Below are 16,814 nucleotides of genomic sequence, written 5' to 3'. Positions count from 1 at the left end.
GGGCCGCAAGCCAGGCGGAGGGGAACGCGCGGCAACCGAGGGGCAGGATGAACTACGTCTGGGATTTCGGGATCCTCGCCAAGTACAGCCACCTGTTCTGGCTCGGGCTCGGCTGGACCATCGCCTACACCATCGGAACCATCATCCTGGGCATGCTGATCGGCCTGATCGTCGGCATGCTGCGCCTGCGGCGCATTCCGGTGATCGACTGGCTCCTGATCGCCTATATCGAAACCTTCCGCTGCACGCCGCTGCTGGTGCAGATCATCTGGTTCTACTACGCCTTTCCGGTGGTGATCGGCGTCAACATCCCGGCGCATGTCGCAGCGGTCAGCGTGCTGTCGCTCTATGGCGGCGCGTTCTATGCGGAGATCGTGCGCGGCTCGATCGAGAGCGTGCCGGTCGGGCAGTGGGATGCGGCGAAGGCGCTCGGCTTCCGCGGCTGGCGCCTGATGCGGCTCGTGATCCTGCCGCAGGCGCTGAAGCCGATGATGGCGCCCTATGTCAACCAGTCGGTGACCCAGCTGAAGAACACCTCGCTGGTTTCGATCATCGCGGTGCCCGACCTCGTCTACAACGCGACCTTGATCAACGCCGACACCTATCGGCCGCTCGAGGTCTACACCATCGTCGCGCTGATCTATTTTGCGATCCTGTTCCCGTCGACGCTGGTGGCCCGCCGGCTGGAGCGCGGACTGACTTACGACAAGGTGTGATCTGTCTTCTCCCTCTCCCCGCAAAGGGCGGGGAGAGGTTAGAGACGACTTTGTCCCCTCAGATATTCAGCTCCACCGGCACGTCCTCGGGCTTGACGCCGGCAAGCCCGAGGCCCTTGACGAACCATTCGCGCATCTGGCCGATGCCGCGGTTGTAGTCGATCCACACCGAGAGGAAATCGCGCCAGCGCTTGTCCTGTTCGCGCCGCACCGCGGTGCCGCTCGCGATCGTCACCGAGGGCGAGGCCAAGATCTTGTAGGTGCCGAGATTCGGGTTCTTGGCGATCGCGGTCAGCCCGAGCACCAGTGCGTTGACCACGCAATCGACGCGGCCCGACGACATTTCCAGCATCACCTCGTCGCGCGACTTCAGCGACTTGATGGTGGCATTCGGCGCGAAGCGCCGCGCCACGGCCTCGTTGGCCGAGCCGACGTCGACCGCGATCTTGACCTCGGGCTTGTTGATGTCGGCCCAGGTCTTGGCCTCGAGCCCCTTCTTCAGCATCGCGCCGAACGGATGCGGGAACACGAGGTTGGTGAAATCCACCACCAGCGCGCGCTGCGGGGTCGGGTTGAGCGCGAAGCCGAGGTCGATCTTGTTGGCCTGCAGATCCAGAATCGAATTGCCGTAGGTCGATTCGACATATTCCAGCTTGACGTCGAGCAGTTTCGCCAGATCGTTGGCCATCTCGATCGAGAAGCCGGACCAGGTGCCGGTGGCGAGGTCCTTGTTGAAATAGGGCAGCTCGCCCGGCAGCACCGCGATCCGCAGCACCTTGTTGGCGCGGATGCGATCCAGCGTGTTGTCGGCCTGCGTCTGGGCCGCGGCCGGTGTGGCCATCGCGGCCGCGAGCGCCGCGCCGCTGCCGATCGCCAGCGCATAGCGCAGCGCGTCGCGGCGATCTTCGGAAATTTTGATGTCGTCGGATTGAGTCAAGCGGGCCTCCCTGCACCAGATCGCCGAAGCCTAGCGTCGGGTTCCTGTGCCAGCAAGGGCGCGCGCCTGCGCCATTGGTAGGCGTGGCGAAGCGGAGATGTCCATCTCTTCACCTCGCCCCGCTTGCGGCCTGGCTATCGCACATCGCCTGCCTTCGCCGGGGCGCACCGTCAAAAAACTCGAAAACAACCCCATGCAAAGCAGCCGGCCGCGTGCCGGCAGTCGACACGGCAACTTGACATGTCGGGCAAATCAGAGGCATTATTCTATTATTCCGAAAATGTGCGGCGAGCCTCCCCCCGCAAGAACGGGGAGAGGGGAAACGACCGGATCAATACCGTCCCGGCACGTACATCTCCGGCGGGATCGGGCCGCGGTGATAGTCGGGGTTGCGCGCCCGCGGCGGCAGCACCACCGGTTGGTGCGTGACGTGCTGATAGGGGATCTGGCTCAAGAGATGCGAGATGCAGTTGAGCCGGGCACGCTTCTTGTCGACGGCATCGACGATCCACCACGGTGAGTCCGCCAGATGGGTGCGCTCCAGCATCGTTTCCTTGGCCTTGGTGTAGAGCTCCCAGCGGGTCCGCGCCTCGACGTCCATCGGGCTCAGCTTCCACTGCTTCAGCGGATCCTGGATCCGCATCGAGAAGCGGAACGCCTGTTCCTCGTCGGTGATCGAGAACCAGTATTTCAGCAGGATGGTGCCGGAGCGGATCAGCATGCGCTCGAATTCCGGCACCGAGTTGAAGAACTCCTCATACTGCTCGTCGGTGCAGAACCCCATCACCTTCTCGACGCCGGCACGGTTGTACCAGCTGCGGTCGAACAGCACGATCTCGCCGCCGGCCGGCAGATGCGAGACGTAGCGCTGGAAGTACCATTGCGTGCGCTCGCGCTCGTTCGGCGCCGGCAGCGCCGCGATGCGGCAGACCCGCGGGTTGAGCCGCTGGGTGATGCGCTTGATGACGCCGCCCTTGCCGGCGGAATCGCGGCCCTCGAACAGCACCACGACCTTCTTCTTCTCGTGCTGCACCCAGTCCTGCAGCTTGACCAGCTCGCCCTGCAGCCGCAGCAATTCGCGGAAGTAGAACTTGCGGTCGATCGACGGCTTTCCGACCCCATCGTGCTCGAGTTCGTCGAGCCTGATGTCGTCGAGCTCGAGCTCGAGTTCCTCGTCGAGGCTGTCGGCCATCTCCTGGTGGATGCGGGCGCGCAAAGCTTCCTCACGGGCGGCTTCGTCGCGCAAAGCTTCCTCGTGGGAGGCTTCGTCGGTGAGGTGGGGAGCGGTCATGAAGGTCCGTCTTTCAGTGTGTTAGATGGATCGACGGGAGCATTGACGGGCGATGTTACCCCTCTATGACAATGCCATGACCGCTGTTTCACGCCGGCGCCACGGCTGTGCTAACAAGCGCCAACAACACGAAAATGGGAGATGCCGATGATTTCGCTCACGCCAAAAGACGTCCTGCCGGAGGACGGCACCGCCGGCACGCTGGTCGGACGGGTCTGGCTGCCGCAGGCGGGTGGACCGGCCGTGGTCGCGGTGCGGGCTGACGGCGTGTTCGACGTCACGGCGCGTTTCCCCACCGTGAGCGCGCTATGCGAGGAAGCCGATCCTGCCGGCGCATTGCGCGCCACGCGCGGCGAGCGGATCGGCGATTTCGAGACGATCCTCGCCAACACGCCGCCTGACGGCCGCGACAAGGCGAGGCCACATCTGCTCGCGCCGGTCGACCTGCAGGTGCTGAAGGCCGCCGGCGTCACCTTCGCGATCTCGATGCTGGAGCGGGTGATCGAGGAGCGGGCGCGCGGCAACCCGTCCTCGGCGGAGGCAATCCGCAAGGAGGTGGTACGGCTGGTCGGCGACGATCTCTCCAAGCTGAAGCCGGGCTCCGAGCAGGCGATGCGATTGAAGCAGGTGCTGATCGATCAGAACGCCTGGAGCCAGTATCTGGAGGTCGGCATCGGTCCGGACGCCGAAGTGTTCACCAAGGCGCCGACGCTGTCGTCGGTCGGGTCGGGCATGGATGCCGGGCTGCATCCGAAGTCGACCTGGAATAATCCGGAGCCGGAGGTCGTGCTCGTCGTCTCAGGCGCCGGCAAAATCGTCGGCGCCGCGCTCGGCAACGACGTCAATCTGCGCGACTTCGAGGGCCGCTCGGCGCTGCTGCTGTCGAAGGCCAAGGACAACAACGCCTCCTGCGCGATCGGCCCGCTGCTCCGGCTGTTCGATCAGACCTTCTCGCTTGACGACGTCAGGAAGATGGATGTCGGCCTGACCGTGACGGGCAAAGATGGCTTCGTGCTCGAGGGCCACTCCTCGATCTCCAAGATCAGCCGCGACCCGACCGATCTCGTCGCGCAAACCATCGGCCCCGTGCATCAATATCCCGACGGCTTTGCGCTGTTCCTCGGCACGATGTTCGCACCGGTGAAGGACCGCGACGCCAAGGGCGAGGGCTTCACCCACAAGCGCGACGACATCGTCACCATCGCAGCCCCCCAGCTCGGCAAGCTGGTCAACCGGATGCGGGGCAGCGACGAATGCGAGCCCTGGACGTTCGGCGTCGGTGCGTTGATGAAGAATCTCGCGCAGCGCAAGGTGCTGTGACGCGGAGGATAGGGACGACGATCCACCGTGAGGTGAGCACACCGGTCAGGCTCCCTCCCCCCTTGCGGGGGAGGGCGGGGAGAGGGGTAAGCCCCGGGCGAGATGGTGAATGAGATTGCGCGATATCGATCGCGCGTTGCCAACGCGGCTTGAGAGAGCGCGTCGTGTGGCACCCCTCTCCCTAACCCTGAGGGAACCCTTTCGCCAGTGGTTACCTCACGTCAGCGCGGCAGATCATTCAATCGCGCGACAAGAGATTGGTGGGGCATGCTTCGCTAATCCACCCCACGATCTATCGGCTCGCGGACAGGTTTTCTTGTGCGCGGGCCTGCCTTAGGAACCCATAGCCACGTTTTCCTGTTATCGTCCGCGGGCAGACCTGAACACGGTGGCCCATGCTGCGCCGCGCAATGGAGTATTGTCCGCCCGTACCGCATCCTCCGCCTAGCCGGCTGGGATTTCTCGAACTGCTGATCAGGCTCAGGCGGAATCCGCTTGAGTGCTGGAGCGCGGATTTCTTTCAGCAGCCTACCGTCAAGCTCCGCCTGCCATTCACCGACGTATTCGTGGTTCATGACCCGCACGCCATCAAGCGTGTGCTGATGGACAATTGGAGGAATTATCCCAAGGACACGATCCAGCGCCGCATCCTCTCGTCCGGACTGGCCGATGGTCTGCTGAGCGTCGACGGCGAGCGTTGGGACGTGCAGCGGCGAACACTCGCTCCGATCTTCGCGCGCCGTACCGTCACCTCCTTCACGATGCCGATGCTGGTTGCCGCCAACGAGCTGTCGGCGAAATGGGCCACGATGGGATCCAGTGCCACGCTCGATGTTGCCGCCGAGATGACGCTGGTCACGCTGAACGTGCTCGCGCTGACGATTTTCTCTGACGGCATCGGCGGCGATCTCGACGAATTCCGGATGGCGATGAATGCCTATTTCAGCGTGATCGGCCGCATCGGTGCGCTCGACCTGCTCGGCGTGCCCAAATTCGTGCCACGCCCGGGTCATCGCCGCCTGCGTGCGACGATGGCCTACTTCGAGACCGTGATCGACCGGATTGTCGGCACCAGATGTCGAGGACGCGCGGTCCCGGTCGACGGCCCGGCCGATCTGCTGACCTTGTTGTTGCGTTCACCGGATCCCTCGACCGGACGACAACTCAGCTTGAGCGAGATTCGCTCCAACATCCTCACCTTCCTTTCCGCGGGACACGAGACGACGGCAAACACGCTCGCCTGGTCGATCTTCCTTCTGTCGCAGTCGCCTGAATGGCGCTCGCGCGTCGTGGCGGAGGCCGAGCGGGAACTGAGCAATCCGGACGATGATCTCGCCGAGCGGCTGATCGTGACGAAGGCGGTGATCGAGGAGGCGCTGCGTCTTTATCCTCCAATCGCCGCACTCAGCCGGACCGCGCTCAAGGCCGACAGGCTGGGCGATCTGGCCGTCGGCGCGGGCTCCCTGATCGTGATCGCGCCCTACGTCCTGCATCGGCATCGCGGGCTATGGAGCCGCCCCGATGCGTTCGACCCCTCGCGCTTCCTGCCCGAGGTGCGCGGCGCAATTCCGCGGTTCGCCTATCTGCCATTCGGGGTCGGGCCGCGGACCTGCATCGGTGCGTCGTTTGCCTTGCAGGAAGCCACCATCGTGCTTGCTGTTCTGATGCGCGATTTCGAGATGAGGTTGCTGCCGCATGCAGACGTGCAACCGCTCCAGCGCATCACGCTGCGTCCGGCGCACGGGCTGCCGATGGCGATCAGCCGGAGATCCGCGCAGTAGCGGGCACTGCGCCATTCGAGTCCGCACCCGCGCGCGGATGTGCTGGTGTCCGGAGCGGGTGGCGTTGTCGAACATGTTCAGAAACCTGAGCGGAAGATAGATCGTACGTCGCAACTTGCGCGCGCTACGCGCGGAAGAATTTTGGCAATCATTTTTTCCTGCCTGGTGTGATCTGCTTCACGCACGTTGGTGCGTTATCCGCTTCAGCATGGTGGCTCGGCGCGAACAGAGGGAGTCGCGGACATGAGCAAGCAGCCAGCAAATGGAATGCCGGAGTGGCTCACGACCGACGTGCTCGTGATTGCCGTCTCATTGGCGATCATCGCGATTGGCATCTGGATCGCGCCGTAGCGCGCAGGCGGCATCGCGGAAGGTGGTGCCGCCAAAGCGAGAGGCGACGGCGAGCCTTACAGGCCCATCATCCGGAAGATCATGCCGCCGATGTTCGGACCGTGACGGTGGTGGCGGCGATGATGACCTCGCGGCGGTTCGTCGCCGCCAGCGGCGGCCATCGCGCTCCTGCCGCTGTCGCGCTCGGGGCCGACCGCGTCGAACGCGGCCTTCTGCTCGTCGCTGAGCGAACTATAGAAGGTGTCGAGGGCCGGGCGGACCGTTCCGATCGCCTGAAGCATGGAGTCGAGTCTTGCTCCGACCGCCGCAAGGCGTGCCGGAGGCGTGCGCGCGTCGGCGGGCGGACAGGACGATTTCAACGTGTCCTCGGCCTTTGTCGCCGCATCGCGCAAGGCGTCGAGGCTCGCGCGTTGTGCGTCGGTCGGCCTGACGTCGCGTTCGATGACGTCGCCGGGCCATGCGATGGCGGCCGGTTGCGCCGCGTTGCAATTGCCGTTGCCGGACGTCGCTTCGCGCGTCCCGCGTTGCTGATTTGCCGCCAGCGCGGTCACCTTGGCTTTCTGGTCGTCGCTGAGCAGCCCGTAGAACTTCTCCAGCGCCGGTTGCAGGATGCCGACCGCATCGCGCATCGCCTGGAGGCGCTGCTGCATCGCGGCGAGGCGGCTCGGCGCGGTCACCGGCACGTCCTTGGGACATGAATTGAGAATGGTCTCGGACGCCTTCTGCGATGCGCTGGCGAGTTCGTCGAGTGCTGCGCTCTGCTCGGCGTTGGGCTGAATGGCGCTGCGGAACTGCTCGATCGGGAAGCCCGCGATGTCGCTTCGGTCGCTGCCGCACATGTCGGCCAGGGTCGCGGTCTGAGTGGGCGCACTGGATCGGCCTGTCACCTGTGGCCGCGGACCGGCGTAGCCGGGCAGATAATAGGCATAGCCGCTCAGGGCATCGTAGTCATACGGACCGAACAGGCCGGTATAGATGTCGTTGTAGCCATAGTCCCAGAAGTACGGGTCGTAGTCGTCGCCCCACCAGGCATAGTCGTAGAGATCGTAATAGGCGTAGGGCCAGAACACCGGGCCGATCCAGCCGAACCCGCCATGCGGATGGCGCCACCACCAGCCGCCATTGTTGTTGTGAATCCCCCAGGCTGCGCCGGCGGCGGCCGTCATGACCGCGGCGCGCGCCGCCGGGTTACGCAAGCCGCCCGGGCTGCGCAGGGCGGCCGTGACCGGACGCGAAGACAAAGTGCGGCCGACGGCGCTGGCGTTGCGACGCATCGCGGCGGCCGAGGGCGCCTGGCGGCCCGCAGCTACGCCGTGCGAGATCGCCGGATTGCGGCTGACGGCCGGGCCGTGGGTCATGGCCGGGTTGTGGACGGCATGGAATTGCCGCCCGCCGCCGCTGCGCCCCATCCTTGTCGCGGCATGGGGAGCCGCATGGATGGTATGGAAACCGCCCGCGCGGGCGGCGCCGCCGTGGAAGCCACCACCACCGCCGTGGAAGCCGCCCATCGCACCGCCGCGGAAACCACCGCCACCACCGTGAAATCCACCGCCGCTGTGGAAACCGCCACCTCCACCGTGGAAGCCGCCGCCTCCGCCGTGGAAGCCGCCGCCTCCGCCGCCATGAAATCCGCCACCGCCGCCGCCATGACCTCCACCTCCGCCGCGGGCCGCCTGAGCGGGATCCGCAGGCAGCGTCAGCGATGCTGCGGCCGCGAGAACTGCGACAAGTGCCAACCACGGATGTTTACGGCGAGCCATGTTCGTTCTCACTTGTGGCAAAACACTCAATAATGCCTGACACCAACACACCACATTGCCGCTCGGTTCCCGCCGCGACGTGAATTGCACGCAACTCTTTGCGGGCGGGTTGTTCCGCAGCGGCGGCCCTGACTTCGCCGCCGGCCACTTCTTTGCGCCAATCACTGAGTTGCGCGACGGAGACCCTGTGGGTGCGATCGGCACCCGGCTTTCCCTGCGTCCTCTGTTCGAGAGAGGGTGGAACGAAGAGCAAAGCTCGGACAAATCATGTGGCGAGAACGCTTATCCATGGCCACCGACCGCGCAACGTACTCGGTGTCGTCCCTGCGAAAGCAGGGACCATAACCACGAATGGTGATTTGTGAGCGATGCCGGAACGACGAGTCCCGCTTATCGCGTAAGCCGCGGAGTATGGGTCCCTGCTTTCGCAGGGACGACATCGAGGGTTTGGCGCGAGTGGAATCCAACACAGCGAGACCTCACACCGGTAGCGCCGTCGAATACTTCACCTGGCTCAGCGCAAAGCTCGACTCGATCGAGGCGATGCCGTCGAGACGGGTCAGCTTGTTCTTCAGGAACGCTTCATAGGAGGAGAGGTCGGCGGCGACGACGCGCAACAGATAGTCGCGGTTGCCGGTCATCAAATAGCATTCGAGCACCTCGTCCCATTTCGAGATCGCGCGCGCGAAGCGGTTGAGGTCTTCCTCCTTCTGCCGCGCCAGCTTGATCGAGATGAAGACCGAGACATGCAGCCCGATCGATTTCTGGTCGACGGTTGCGATGTAGCGAGAGATCACGCCGCGTTCCTCGAGCAGCTTGACCCGGCGATGGCAGGGCGACACCGACAGCCCGACCTTGTCGGCGAGCTCCTGCATGGTCATGCGGCTGTCGGTCTGGAGCAGACTCAGGATCTTGCGGTCGATGGCATCGAGGGCAGGCATTGGTATGAACTCGTCAGTTGCGGCGGGATCGTGGGAATTTATCCCAATTTTTCCTGTGCTGTCGCGTGGAATTGAGATTTTCGGCGGTCCCGGCGGCAGTAACATCGGCGGATATCGCTGGGAGCATTGCCATGGGAATTGCGCCTGAACGCCTCGAGATGTTGTCCGCTCTGTCCCGCAAGGTGCTGTGGCTGTCGTCGTGGACCATCCATCATGCCAACCATGTGCGGCCCTCGAGCGATGGGCTGAAGGTCGGCGGCCACCAGGCCTCGTCGGCCTCGCTCGCCAATATCATGTCGGCGCTGTATTTCTCGGTGCTGCGTCCGCAGGACCGCGTCGCGGTGAAGCCGCATGCGAGCCCGGTGTTCCATGCGATCCAGTATCTGTTCGGCCACCAGACCCGCGACAAGCTGGAAAATTTCCGCGGCTACAAGGGCGCGCAGTCCTATCCGTCGCGCACCAAGGATGTCGATGATGTCGACTTCTCGACCGGCTCGGTCGGCCTCGGCGTGGCGCAGACCTTGTTCGCCTCGCTGGTCCAGGACTACGTCAAGGCACATGGCTGGCTGCAGGATCGGCCCGAGGGCCGCATGATCGCGCTGGTCGGCGACGCCGAGATGGACGAGGGCAACATCTTCGAGGCGCTGCTGGAGGGCTGGAAGCACGGCCTGCGCAACACCTGGTGGGTGGTCGATTACAACAGGCAGTCGCTCGACGCCGTGGTGCGCGAGGGGCTGTGGGCCAAGTTCGAGACCATGTTCCGCAATTTCGGCTGGGACGTGGTGATCGTGAAGTATGGCAAGCTGATGCTGGAAGCGTTCGCCGAGCCCGGCGGCGACGCGCTCAAGCGCTGGATCGACAATTGCCCGAACCAGATGTACGCGGCGCTGTGCTTCCAGGGCGGTGCCGCGTTCCGCAAGCACCTGCGCGACGATATCGGCGACCAGGGCGAGGTGTCGGCCCTGATCGAGCGCCGCAGCGACGACGAATTGTTGGCGCTGATGTCGAACCTCGGCGGTCACGACATGGCAAGCATGATCGAGGCGTTCGAGGCGGTCGATCATGATCGGCCGGTCTGCTTCATCGCCTACACCATCAAGGGTGTCGGCCTGCCGATGCAGGGCCACAAGGACAATCACGCGGGCCTGATGACGGTGGCGCAGATGGAGAAGTGGCGCGCCGCGCAGAACATCCGCACCGGACACGAGTGGGACAAGTTCGAGGGCCTGACGCAGCAGCCTGCGAAGCTCGAGGCGTTCCTGGCCGAGGCGCCGTTCAACCGCGAGGGCCGCCGCCGGCTGTCGGCGCCCGTCATCGATGTGCCGGAGCGGCTGGCGTTCAAGGCGTCGCCGCAGATGTCGACCCAGCAGGGTTTTGGCCTCGTGCTGCATGAACTGGCGCGCGGCGACAGCGAGCTCGCATCGCGCATCGTCACCGCATCGCCCGACGTCACCGTCTCGACCAATCTCGGCGCCTGGGTCAATCGCCGCGGGCTGTTCGCCAAGGCGGAGAACCATGACCTGTTCCGGCAGGAGAAGATCCCGTCCGCCTACACCTGGGAGTACTCCCCGAAGGGCCAGCATCTCGAACTCGGCATCGCCGAGATGAACCTGTTCATCATGCTCTCGGCGCTCGGCCTGTCGCACCAGATCAACGGCGCGCGGTTGTTGCCGGTCGGCACGCTGTACGATCCCTTCATCGAGCGCGGCCTCGATGCGTTGAACTACGCCTGCTACCAGGACGCCCGCTTCATGGTGGCGGCGACGCCGTCCGGCATCTCGCTGGCGCCGGAAGGCGGCGCGCATCAGTCGATCAAGACGCCGCTGATCGGGATCGGGCAGGACGGGCTCGCCTCGTTCGATCCGGCCTTCGTCGATGAACTTGCCGTGATCATGGGCTGGGGCTTTGGCCACATGCAGCGCGAGGGCGCCGAGGGTGGTTCGGTTTACTTGCGACTCTCGACGCGAATGCTGGAGCAGCCGCAACGGATCATGACGCCGGACCTCCAGCGCGACATCACCGACGGCGCCTACTGGATGCGCAGGCCGGGCCCGAACTGCGACATCGTCATCGCCTATACCGGCACCGTCGCCCCTGAGGCGATCGAGGCAGTCGGCCTGATCGGCGAGAGCCACCGCGATGTCGGTCTCCTGGCGGTAACCTCGGCCGACCGGCTCTATGCGGGTTGGTCCGCCGCGCGGAATTTACGGCGCGACCGCCGCGGCGCGCAGCATTTGAGTCATATCGAGCGCATGCTGGCGCCGCTCGGCCGCGACTGCGGCATCGTGACCGTGATCGACGGCCATCCGGCAACGCTCGGCTGGCTCGGCAGCGTGCGCGGCCACCGCCTCGAGGCGCTCGGCGTCGAGCATTTCGGCCAGACCGGCACGATCGGCGACCTCTACCGGCACTACGGCATCGACGCCAACGCCATCATCGATGCGGCAGAAAGCGTCTCAGTCGGCGCCCCGGTGCGGCATCGCAAGATGGCGGTGTAGCCCCGGCTCTCACCATGTCGTCGTCCCGGCGAAAGCCGGGACCCATTACCACAGAATGGTGTTTTGAACGCGACTCGTCGTCCCAGCCTTCCGCAACACCAGCATCGGTGGCAATGGGTCGCGGCGTTCGCCGGGACGACACTTCGTGGCCTTGCCAGCCGCGCGCAACCGACCTTATATCCCGTTCGCGTGCACGAGCCGCGCCCCGCATATGGCGGGTTCAATTCGCCCTGCTTTCGTGCAAGGATGCCTGCCGAACGCTTTCCGTTCCCCTTATCCATACGCCCCCTACAAGAGGTTTCCGATGGTCAATCGTATGCAATTCTACATCGATGGCGCCTGGGTCGATCCCGTCGTCAAAGGCAAGTCCACCCCCGTCGTCAATCCGGCGACCGAAGAAGCGATGTACGAGATTGCGCTCGGCTCCAAGGCCGATGTCGACAAGGCAGTCGCCGCCGCCAAGCGCGCGTTCGAGACCTATTCCAAGACCAGCCGCGAAGAGCGTATCGCGCTGCTCACCAAGGTCGTCGAGGTCTACAAGGGCCGCATGAAGGAGATCGGCGCCGCCGTCTCCGACGAGATGGGCGCGCCGCTGCCGATGGCCGAGAAGCTGCAGGCAGGCGCCGGCCTCGGCCACCTCATGAACACCCTCGAAGTGCTGAAGAAGTACGAGTTCGAGGAGACCATGGGCACCGCCGTGATCGTGCGCGAGCCGGTCGGCGTGGTCGGCATGATCACGCCCTGGAACTGGCCGCTCAACCAGATCGCCTGCAAGGTCGCGCCCGCGCTCGCCGCCGGCTGCACCATGATCCTGAAGCCGTCGGAGTTCACCCCGACCTCGGCGCTGATCTTCGCGGAGATCCTCCATGAAGCCGGCGTGCCGAAGGGCGTGTTCAATCTGCTCAACGGCCTCGGCCCGGAGGTGGGTGCCGCGATGAGCGAGCATCCGGACATCGACATGATCTCGTTCACCGGCTCGACCCGCGCCGGCGTCGATGTCGCCAAGCGTGCGGCGCCGACCGTCAAGCGCGTCAGCCAGGAGCTCGGCGGCAAGTCGCCGAACGTGATCCTCGAGGGTGCTGACCTCGCCAAGGCAGTGACCGGCGGCGTGATGCACATGTTCAACAACTCGGGCCAGTCCTGCAACGCGCCGTCGCGCATGATCGTGCCGCTCTCCAAGATGAAGGAAGTGGCCGCGATCGCGAAGGGCGTCGCCGACAAGACCAAGGCCGGTGATCCGCGTGCTGATGGCACCACGATCGGCCCGGTCGTCAACCGCGGCCAGTGGGACAAGATCCAGGCGCTGATCCAGAAGGGCATCGACGAGGGCGCAACGCTCGTCGCCGGTGGTCCGGGCCTGCCCGAGGGCGTCAACAAGGGCTTCTATGTCCGTCCGACCATCTTCGCCGACGTCACCAACGACATGACGATCGCCCGCGAGGAGATCTTCGGACCGGTGCTGACCATCCTCGGCGCCAAGGACGAAGCTGAAGCCGTGAAGATCGCCAACGACACGCCGTATGGTCTGGCCGGTTACGTCTCGGCCGACACCGTGGAAACCGCGCGCCGCGTCGGCCGCCAGATCCGCGCCGGCAACGTCAACCTGCAGGGCGTGCCGAACGAGCGTTCCGCGCCGTTCGGCGGCTACAAGCAGTCGGGCAACGGCCGCGAGTGGGGCCGCTACGGTCTGGAAGAATATCTCGAGGCCAAGGCGGTCGCCGGCTACAACGCCGCGTAAGCTAAGCCACGAGAGACGACGTTCTGGCGCCGGGGCGGATCACCGCTCCGGCGTCAGACGTTTTGAACGTGCCATTTTAGCCGTCGTCCCGGCGAAAGCCGGGACCCATAACCACAGGGAGGAGTTTGGCGAAGACTGGCCGTGCCGTGGTACTGCGACTTCCTTGCTCGATAGATTACGCGGTATGGGTCCCGGCCTTCGCCGGGACGACGGAGCAACTCAACCACCCAACGCGCCTTGGGTGTTGACGTAGAGCGCATAGATCGACTGGCTCGCCGCCATGAACAGGCGGTTGCGCTTGACGCCGCCGAAGCAGAGATTGGCGCAGCGCTCCGGCAGCGCGATGCGGCCGATCATGACGCCGTCGGGTGCGAACACCACGACGCCGTCGAGCTCGGGATCGCCCATGCCCCAGCCGCACCACAGGTTGCCGTCGATGTCGCAACGCATGCCGTCCGGCGTGCCGGGACCGGCATCGATGAACACGCGCTTGTTGGAGATCGTCGTGCCGTCGGCGGACACGTCATAGGCCAGGATCTTGCGGTTCGGCACGCCGCGGGATTCCACGACGTAGAGGATCTTCTCGTCCGGCGAGAAGCACAGCCCGTTCGGGCCGAGCACGCCCTCGGCGACGATGGTCGCCTTGCCGGTTTCGGGATCGAGCCGGTAGACATTGGGCTCGATCTCCGGATCGGCCTTGTAGCCCTCGTAATTACCGAGCAGGCCGAAGATCGGATCGGTGAACCAGATCGCGCCGTCGGATTTCACCACGACGTCGTTCGGCGAGTTCAGCCGCTTGCCGCCTAAGGAATCGATCAGCACCGTAATCGATCCGTCATACTCGGTGCGCACGACGCGGCGGCCGCCGTGCTCGCAGGTGATCAGCCGGCCCTGGCGATCGCGGGTGTTGCCGTTGGCGAAGTTCGACGGCTTGCGGAAGATGCTGACCGCGCCGGTCTCTTCCTCCCATTTGAGGATACGCTGGTTCGGGATGTCGCTGCACAACAGATAGCGGCCGTCGCCGAACCACACCGGACCTTCGGCCCAGCGCAGGCCGGTGGCGATGCGTTCAACGGCGGAGAGCTTTAGCCAGTATTTCTCGAAGCGCGGATCGAGCGCGTGGATCGCGGGATCGGGATAGCAGGTCGCGGGATGCCAGCCGGCGGAATGAACATCGGACATTTGCTGTTCTCGTTGTTGTGTTTCGATGGTGTTTCCTTGAGCGCATGGTTTGCTATCATTGTCGGCCTGCGATCGCAATTCGGTCCAAGGATTGCACTGAGCAAACGGGAAGGACGAGGGACGGCATGCCACGCATATTGATGACCGGCGCATCGGGTGGAATCGGAACGAGCCTGCGCAAGCTGCTGCCGCCGATCTATCCGGACCTCTTGCTGAGCGATATCAAGCAGCCCTCCGATCTCGGCAGCAACGAAAAATTCAAGGCGGCCGATCTCGCCGACCTCGCGCAAGTCGAGGCGATCTGCGAGGGCGTCGACGGCATCCTGCATTTCGGTGGCTATTCGGTCGAAGGTTCCTGGGATGCGATCCTGCAGGCCAACATCATCGGTGGCTACAATCTGTTCGAGGCGGCGCGCAAGCAGGGCGTCAAGCGCGTGATCTTCGCCTCATCCAATCACGCGGTCGGCTTCTACCCGCGCCACCATCGGATCGGCACCGACGTCACCGCGCGGCCGGATAGTCGCTACGGGGTGAGCAAGGTGTTCGGCGAGGGCTTAGGCGCGCTCTATGCCGACAAGCACGGGATGAAAGTCACCTGCATCCGGATCGGCAATTTCGGCGAGGCGCCGCTCGATCACCGCAGGCTGTCGATCTGGCTCAAGCCGGAAGATCTGGTGCAGCTCTGCCGCATCGGGCTCGAACATCCCGACATTCATTTCGAGGTGCTGTACGGCGCGTCCTACAATGAGCGCTCGTGGTGGGACAATCACCGCGCCTACGATCTCGGCTATCGTCCGACCGGCCGCGGCGAAGATTTTCGCGAACACGCGATGGCCGAGCAGGCCAAGCTGCCGCCCGATCCGGTCGGCGATTACTACCAGGGCGGCGCGTTCTGCAGCATGGAGTTCGACGGCGACAGGACAGGGGTGATCGACTGGAAGAAGTGATCAGTCGTCGCACTGCGGCAGCTGCTTCACCGCCTCGGTGTGCTGGCGCTGCGGCTCGCTCGCGCTCTTCCCGGATGTCGCCTTGGGGGCGCTTCCGGGTCCGTCATAGGTCTGGGAGAAGTGGGCGAGCGGGAAGGAGAGGCTGATCTTCTGCCCGGTCAGGTTCTTGGCTTCCACCACGATCGTCTGCGCGTGCTTGAGCCGTTCGATCAGCTCGCCATTGGCCTCCAGCGTGCCGCCGCAGCCGAGCGTGTAGCAGTGCGTCCGGGCGATCTGCATCGGCTCGTCCTGATCGATCCGCAGACTGATCGTGCCTTCCAGCATGGTCCGCGTTCCGACATTGGCGGTCAGCAGCGCGCGCGTGCTGCTCTGCGGCGAGATGCTGATGGTGCCGCCCGACGGCGCGCACTGGCCGCGCGCGGCGGCAGCGACGAAGCAACTCGCCTCGGTCAGGCAGGTCTTGGTCCAGGGCTCGTAGGTGAGTTCTGTCGCGCGCGGATCGGCCGCTTGAGCAATGCCGCCAAGCGCGAGCTGCGCAGCGCACGATCCGATCAACAAAGCCACATAACGCATCGCCGTCTCCTTCACGAGCAGGCCGCGTATCGCGCTATTGCGGCTTTTTGTCGTTGGAGATGCGGACGAGATAGTCCGCCTTGCTGTACTGCATGTGATCGACGCAGAGCTGCGCCAGCGCCCAGCTGTCGCGGCCCTTCAGGAGCTCGATCATCAGTTCGTGCTGACGGCGCGACAGCGCGAGCCCCTCGCTGTCGGCGAGGTTCTTGGCGCGCATCGGCAGCGTCAGGTTCATGTAGTCCTGCAGCGAGCGGACCAGATAGGGATTGCCGCAGGCCGAGAACAGCGCGAGGTGGAATGCATCGTTGGTCTCGTGGATGCCGCGCATGTCCTGCGCGTCGGCCTTGAGGCAGTAGTGCCGCTGCAGCTCGCTCAACTGGTCGATCAGGCCGTCGGGCGCGGGCAGGGCGATCATCAACGCGGCCTGGCGCGTCAGCATCTCGCGCACCTCGTAGATCTGCCGCACTTCCTCGGCCGAATAGAACCGCACCGTGGCGCCGACATTCTTCTCGCGCAGCACGATGCCCTGGCGCTCGAGCTGGAACAGCGCCTGGCGGACGAAATGCCGGCTCGCGCCGTAGCGCTGCATCAGGGTATCCTCGACCAGCCGCAAACCCGGCGCAAAGCGGCCGAAGATGATGTCCTCCTCCAGCCGGCGGATCACTTCCGCCTGTTCCTCCTCGCGTGAGGGGGCCTGGAGTTCGGGCGGGATGGGCTCGGCTTTCATGGGCTCTGGGCTTCGGGGGCGATGCCGGAGGTCAGCACGGCGCCGCGGTTAT

13 protein-coding genes are annotated in these 16,814 nt (G+C 64.8%); 6 read left to right on the top strand and 7 right to left on the bottom strand.

Annotation, left to right across the window (positions count from 1 at the left end):
• Window positions 1–47: 47 nt before the first annotated feature.
• Window positions 48–716 (top strand): amino acid ABC transporter permease, encoded by a 669-nt coding sequence (locus FBZ93_RS06565; RefSeq protein WP_146985122.1) that lies wholly within the window; start codon window positions 48–50, stop codon window positions 714–716.
• Between the two features lie 58 nt (window positions 717–774).
• Here the strand turns inward: FBZ93_RS06565 and FBZ93_RS06560 are convergent, their stop codons facing one another.
• Together FBZ93_RS06560 and ppk2 are read right to left on the bottom strand one after the other, a co-directional pair.
• Window positions 775–1,653, bottom strand: a complete 879-nt coding sequence (locus FBZ93_RS06560; RefSeq protein ID WP_146985121.1) for a transporter substrate-binding domain-containing protein — start codon at window positions 1,651–1,653, stop codon at window positions 775–777.
• 331 nt (window positions 1,654–1,984) lie between these two features.
• Window positions 1,985–2,845: a polyphosphate kinase 2 gene (gene ppk2, locus FBZ93_RS06555; RefSeq protein WP_146985371.1), complete on the bottom strand. Its 861-nt coding sequence runs from the start codon at window positions 2,843–2,845 to the stop codon at window positions 1,985–1,987.
• A 246-nt stretch (window positions 2,846–3,091) separates the two neighbouring features.
• Here ppk2 and FBZ93_RS06550 point away from each other — a divergent pair, with 246 nt between their 5' ends.
• Window positions 3,092–4,264, top strand: coding sequence for a fumarylacetoacetate hydrolase family protein (locus tag FBZ93_RS06550; protein WP_146985120.1), 1,173 nt, complete (start codon window positions 3,092–3,094; stop codon window positions 4,262–4,264).
• 395 nt (window positions 4,265–4,659) lie between these two features.
• A complete protein-coding gene (locus tag FBZ93_RS06545; RefSeq protein ID WP_146985119.1) occupies window positions 4,660–6,045 on the top strand; it encodes a cytochrome P450 in 1,386 nt (461 codons plus the stop codon).
• 407 nt (window positions 6,046–6,452) lie between these two features.
• On the opposite strand, the gene FBZ93_RS41705 is transcribed toward FBZ93_RS06545, so the two are convergent.
• Window positions 6,453–8,156 (bottom strand): Spy/CpxP family protein refolding chaperone, encoded by a 1,704-nt coding sequence (locus tag FBZ93_RS41705; RefSeq protein WP_283810811.1) that lies wholly within the window; start codon window positions 8,154–8,156, stop codon window positions 6,453–6,455.
• A 479-nt stretch (window positions 8,157–8,635) separates the two neighbouring features.
• Window positions 8,636–9,097, bottom strand: coding sequence for an Lrp/AsnC family transcriptional regulator (locus FBZ93_RS06535; protein WP_016841346.1), 462 nt, complete (start codon window positions 9,095–9,097; stop codon window positions 8,636–8,638).
• Between the two features lie 131 nt (window positions 9,098–9,228).
• Between FBZ93_RS06535 and FBZ93_RS06530 the strand changes: the two genes are divergently transcribed.
• A complete protein-coding gene (locus FBZ93_RS06530; protein ID WP_146985117.1) occupies window positions 9,229–11,595 on the top strand; it encodes a transketolase in 2,367 nt (788 codons plus the stop codon).
• A gap of 304 nt (window positions 11,596–11,899) precedes the next feature.
• The gene (locus FBZ93_RS06525) at window positions 11,900–13,333 is read left to right on the top strand and encodes an aldehyde dehydrogenase family protein (RefSeq protein ID WP_076862559.1); all 1,434 of its coding nucleotides are present in this window, start codon (window positions 11,900–11,902) and stop codon (window positions 13,331–13,333) included.
• 219 nt (window positions 13,334–13,552) lie between these two features.
• On the opposite strand, the gene FBZ93_RS06515 is transcribed toward FBZ93_RS06525, so the two are convergent.
• Complete coding sequence (locus tag FBZ93_RS06515; protein WP_146985116.1) at window positions 13,553–14,515, bottom strand: SMP-30/gluconolactonase/LRE family protein; 963 nt, start codon at window positions 14,513–14,515, stop codon at window positions 13,553–13,555.
• Window positions 14,516–14,640: 125 nt separating this feature from the next.
• Between FBZ93_RS06515 and FBZ93_RS06510 the strand changes: the two genes are divergently transcribed.
• Window positions 14,641–15,462, top strand: coding sequence for an NAD-dependent epimerase/dehydratase family protein (locus FBZ93_RS06510; protein ID WP_146985115.1), 822 nt, complete (start codon window positions 14,641–14,643; stop codon window positions 15,460–15,462).
• Here the strand turns inward: FBZ93_RS06510 and FBZ93_RS06505 are convergent, their stop codons facing one another.
• The gene (locus FBZ93_RS06505) at window positions 15,463–16,035 is read right to left on the bottom strand and encodes an invasion associated locus B family protein (protein WP_146985114.1); all 573 of its coding nucleotides are present in this window, start codon (window positions 16,033–16,035) and stop codon (window positions 15,463–15,465) included.
• Window positions 16,036–16,069: 34 nt separating this feature from the next.
• Entirely contained in the window at window positions 16,070–16,762 is a 693-nt protein-coding gene (locus FBZ93_RS06500; RefSeq protein ID WP_146985113.1) for a GntR family transcriptional regulator, read from the bottom strand.
• Between the last annotated feature and the right edge of the window lie 52 nt (window positions 16,763–16,814).

Origin of the sequence: Bradyrhizobium macuxiense, assembly GCF_007993935.1 — a bacterium.
GTDB lineage: Bacteria > Pseudomonadota > Alphaproteobacteria > Rhizobiales > Xanthobacteraceae > Bradyrhizobium > Bradyrhizobium macuxiense_A.
Note: the sequence above shows the minus strand (reverse complement) of the source record. Positions and strands in the feature narration are given on the sequence as shown.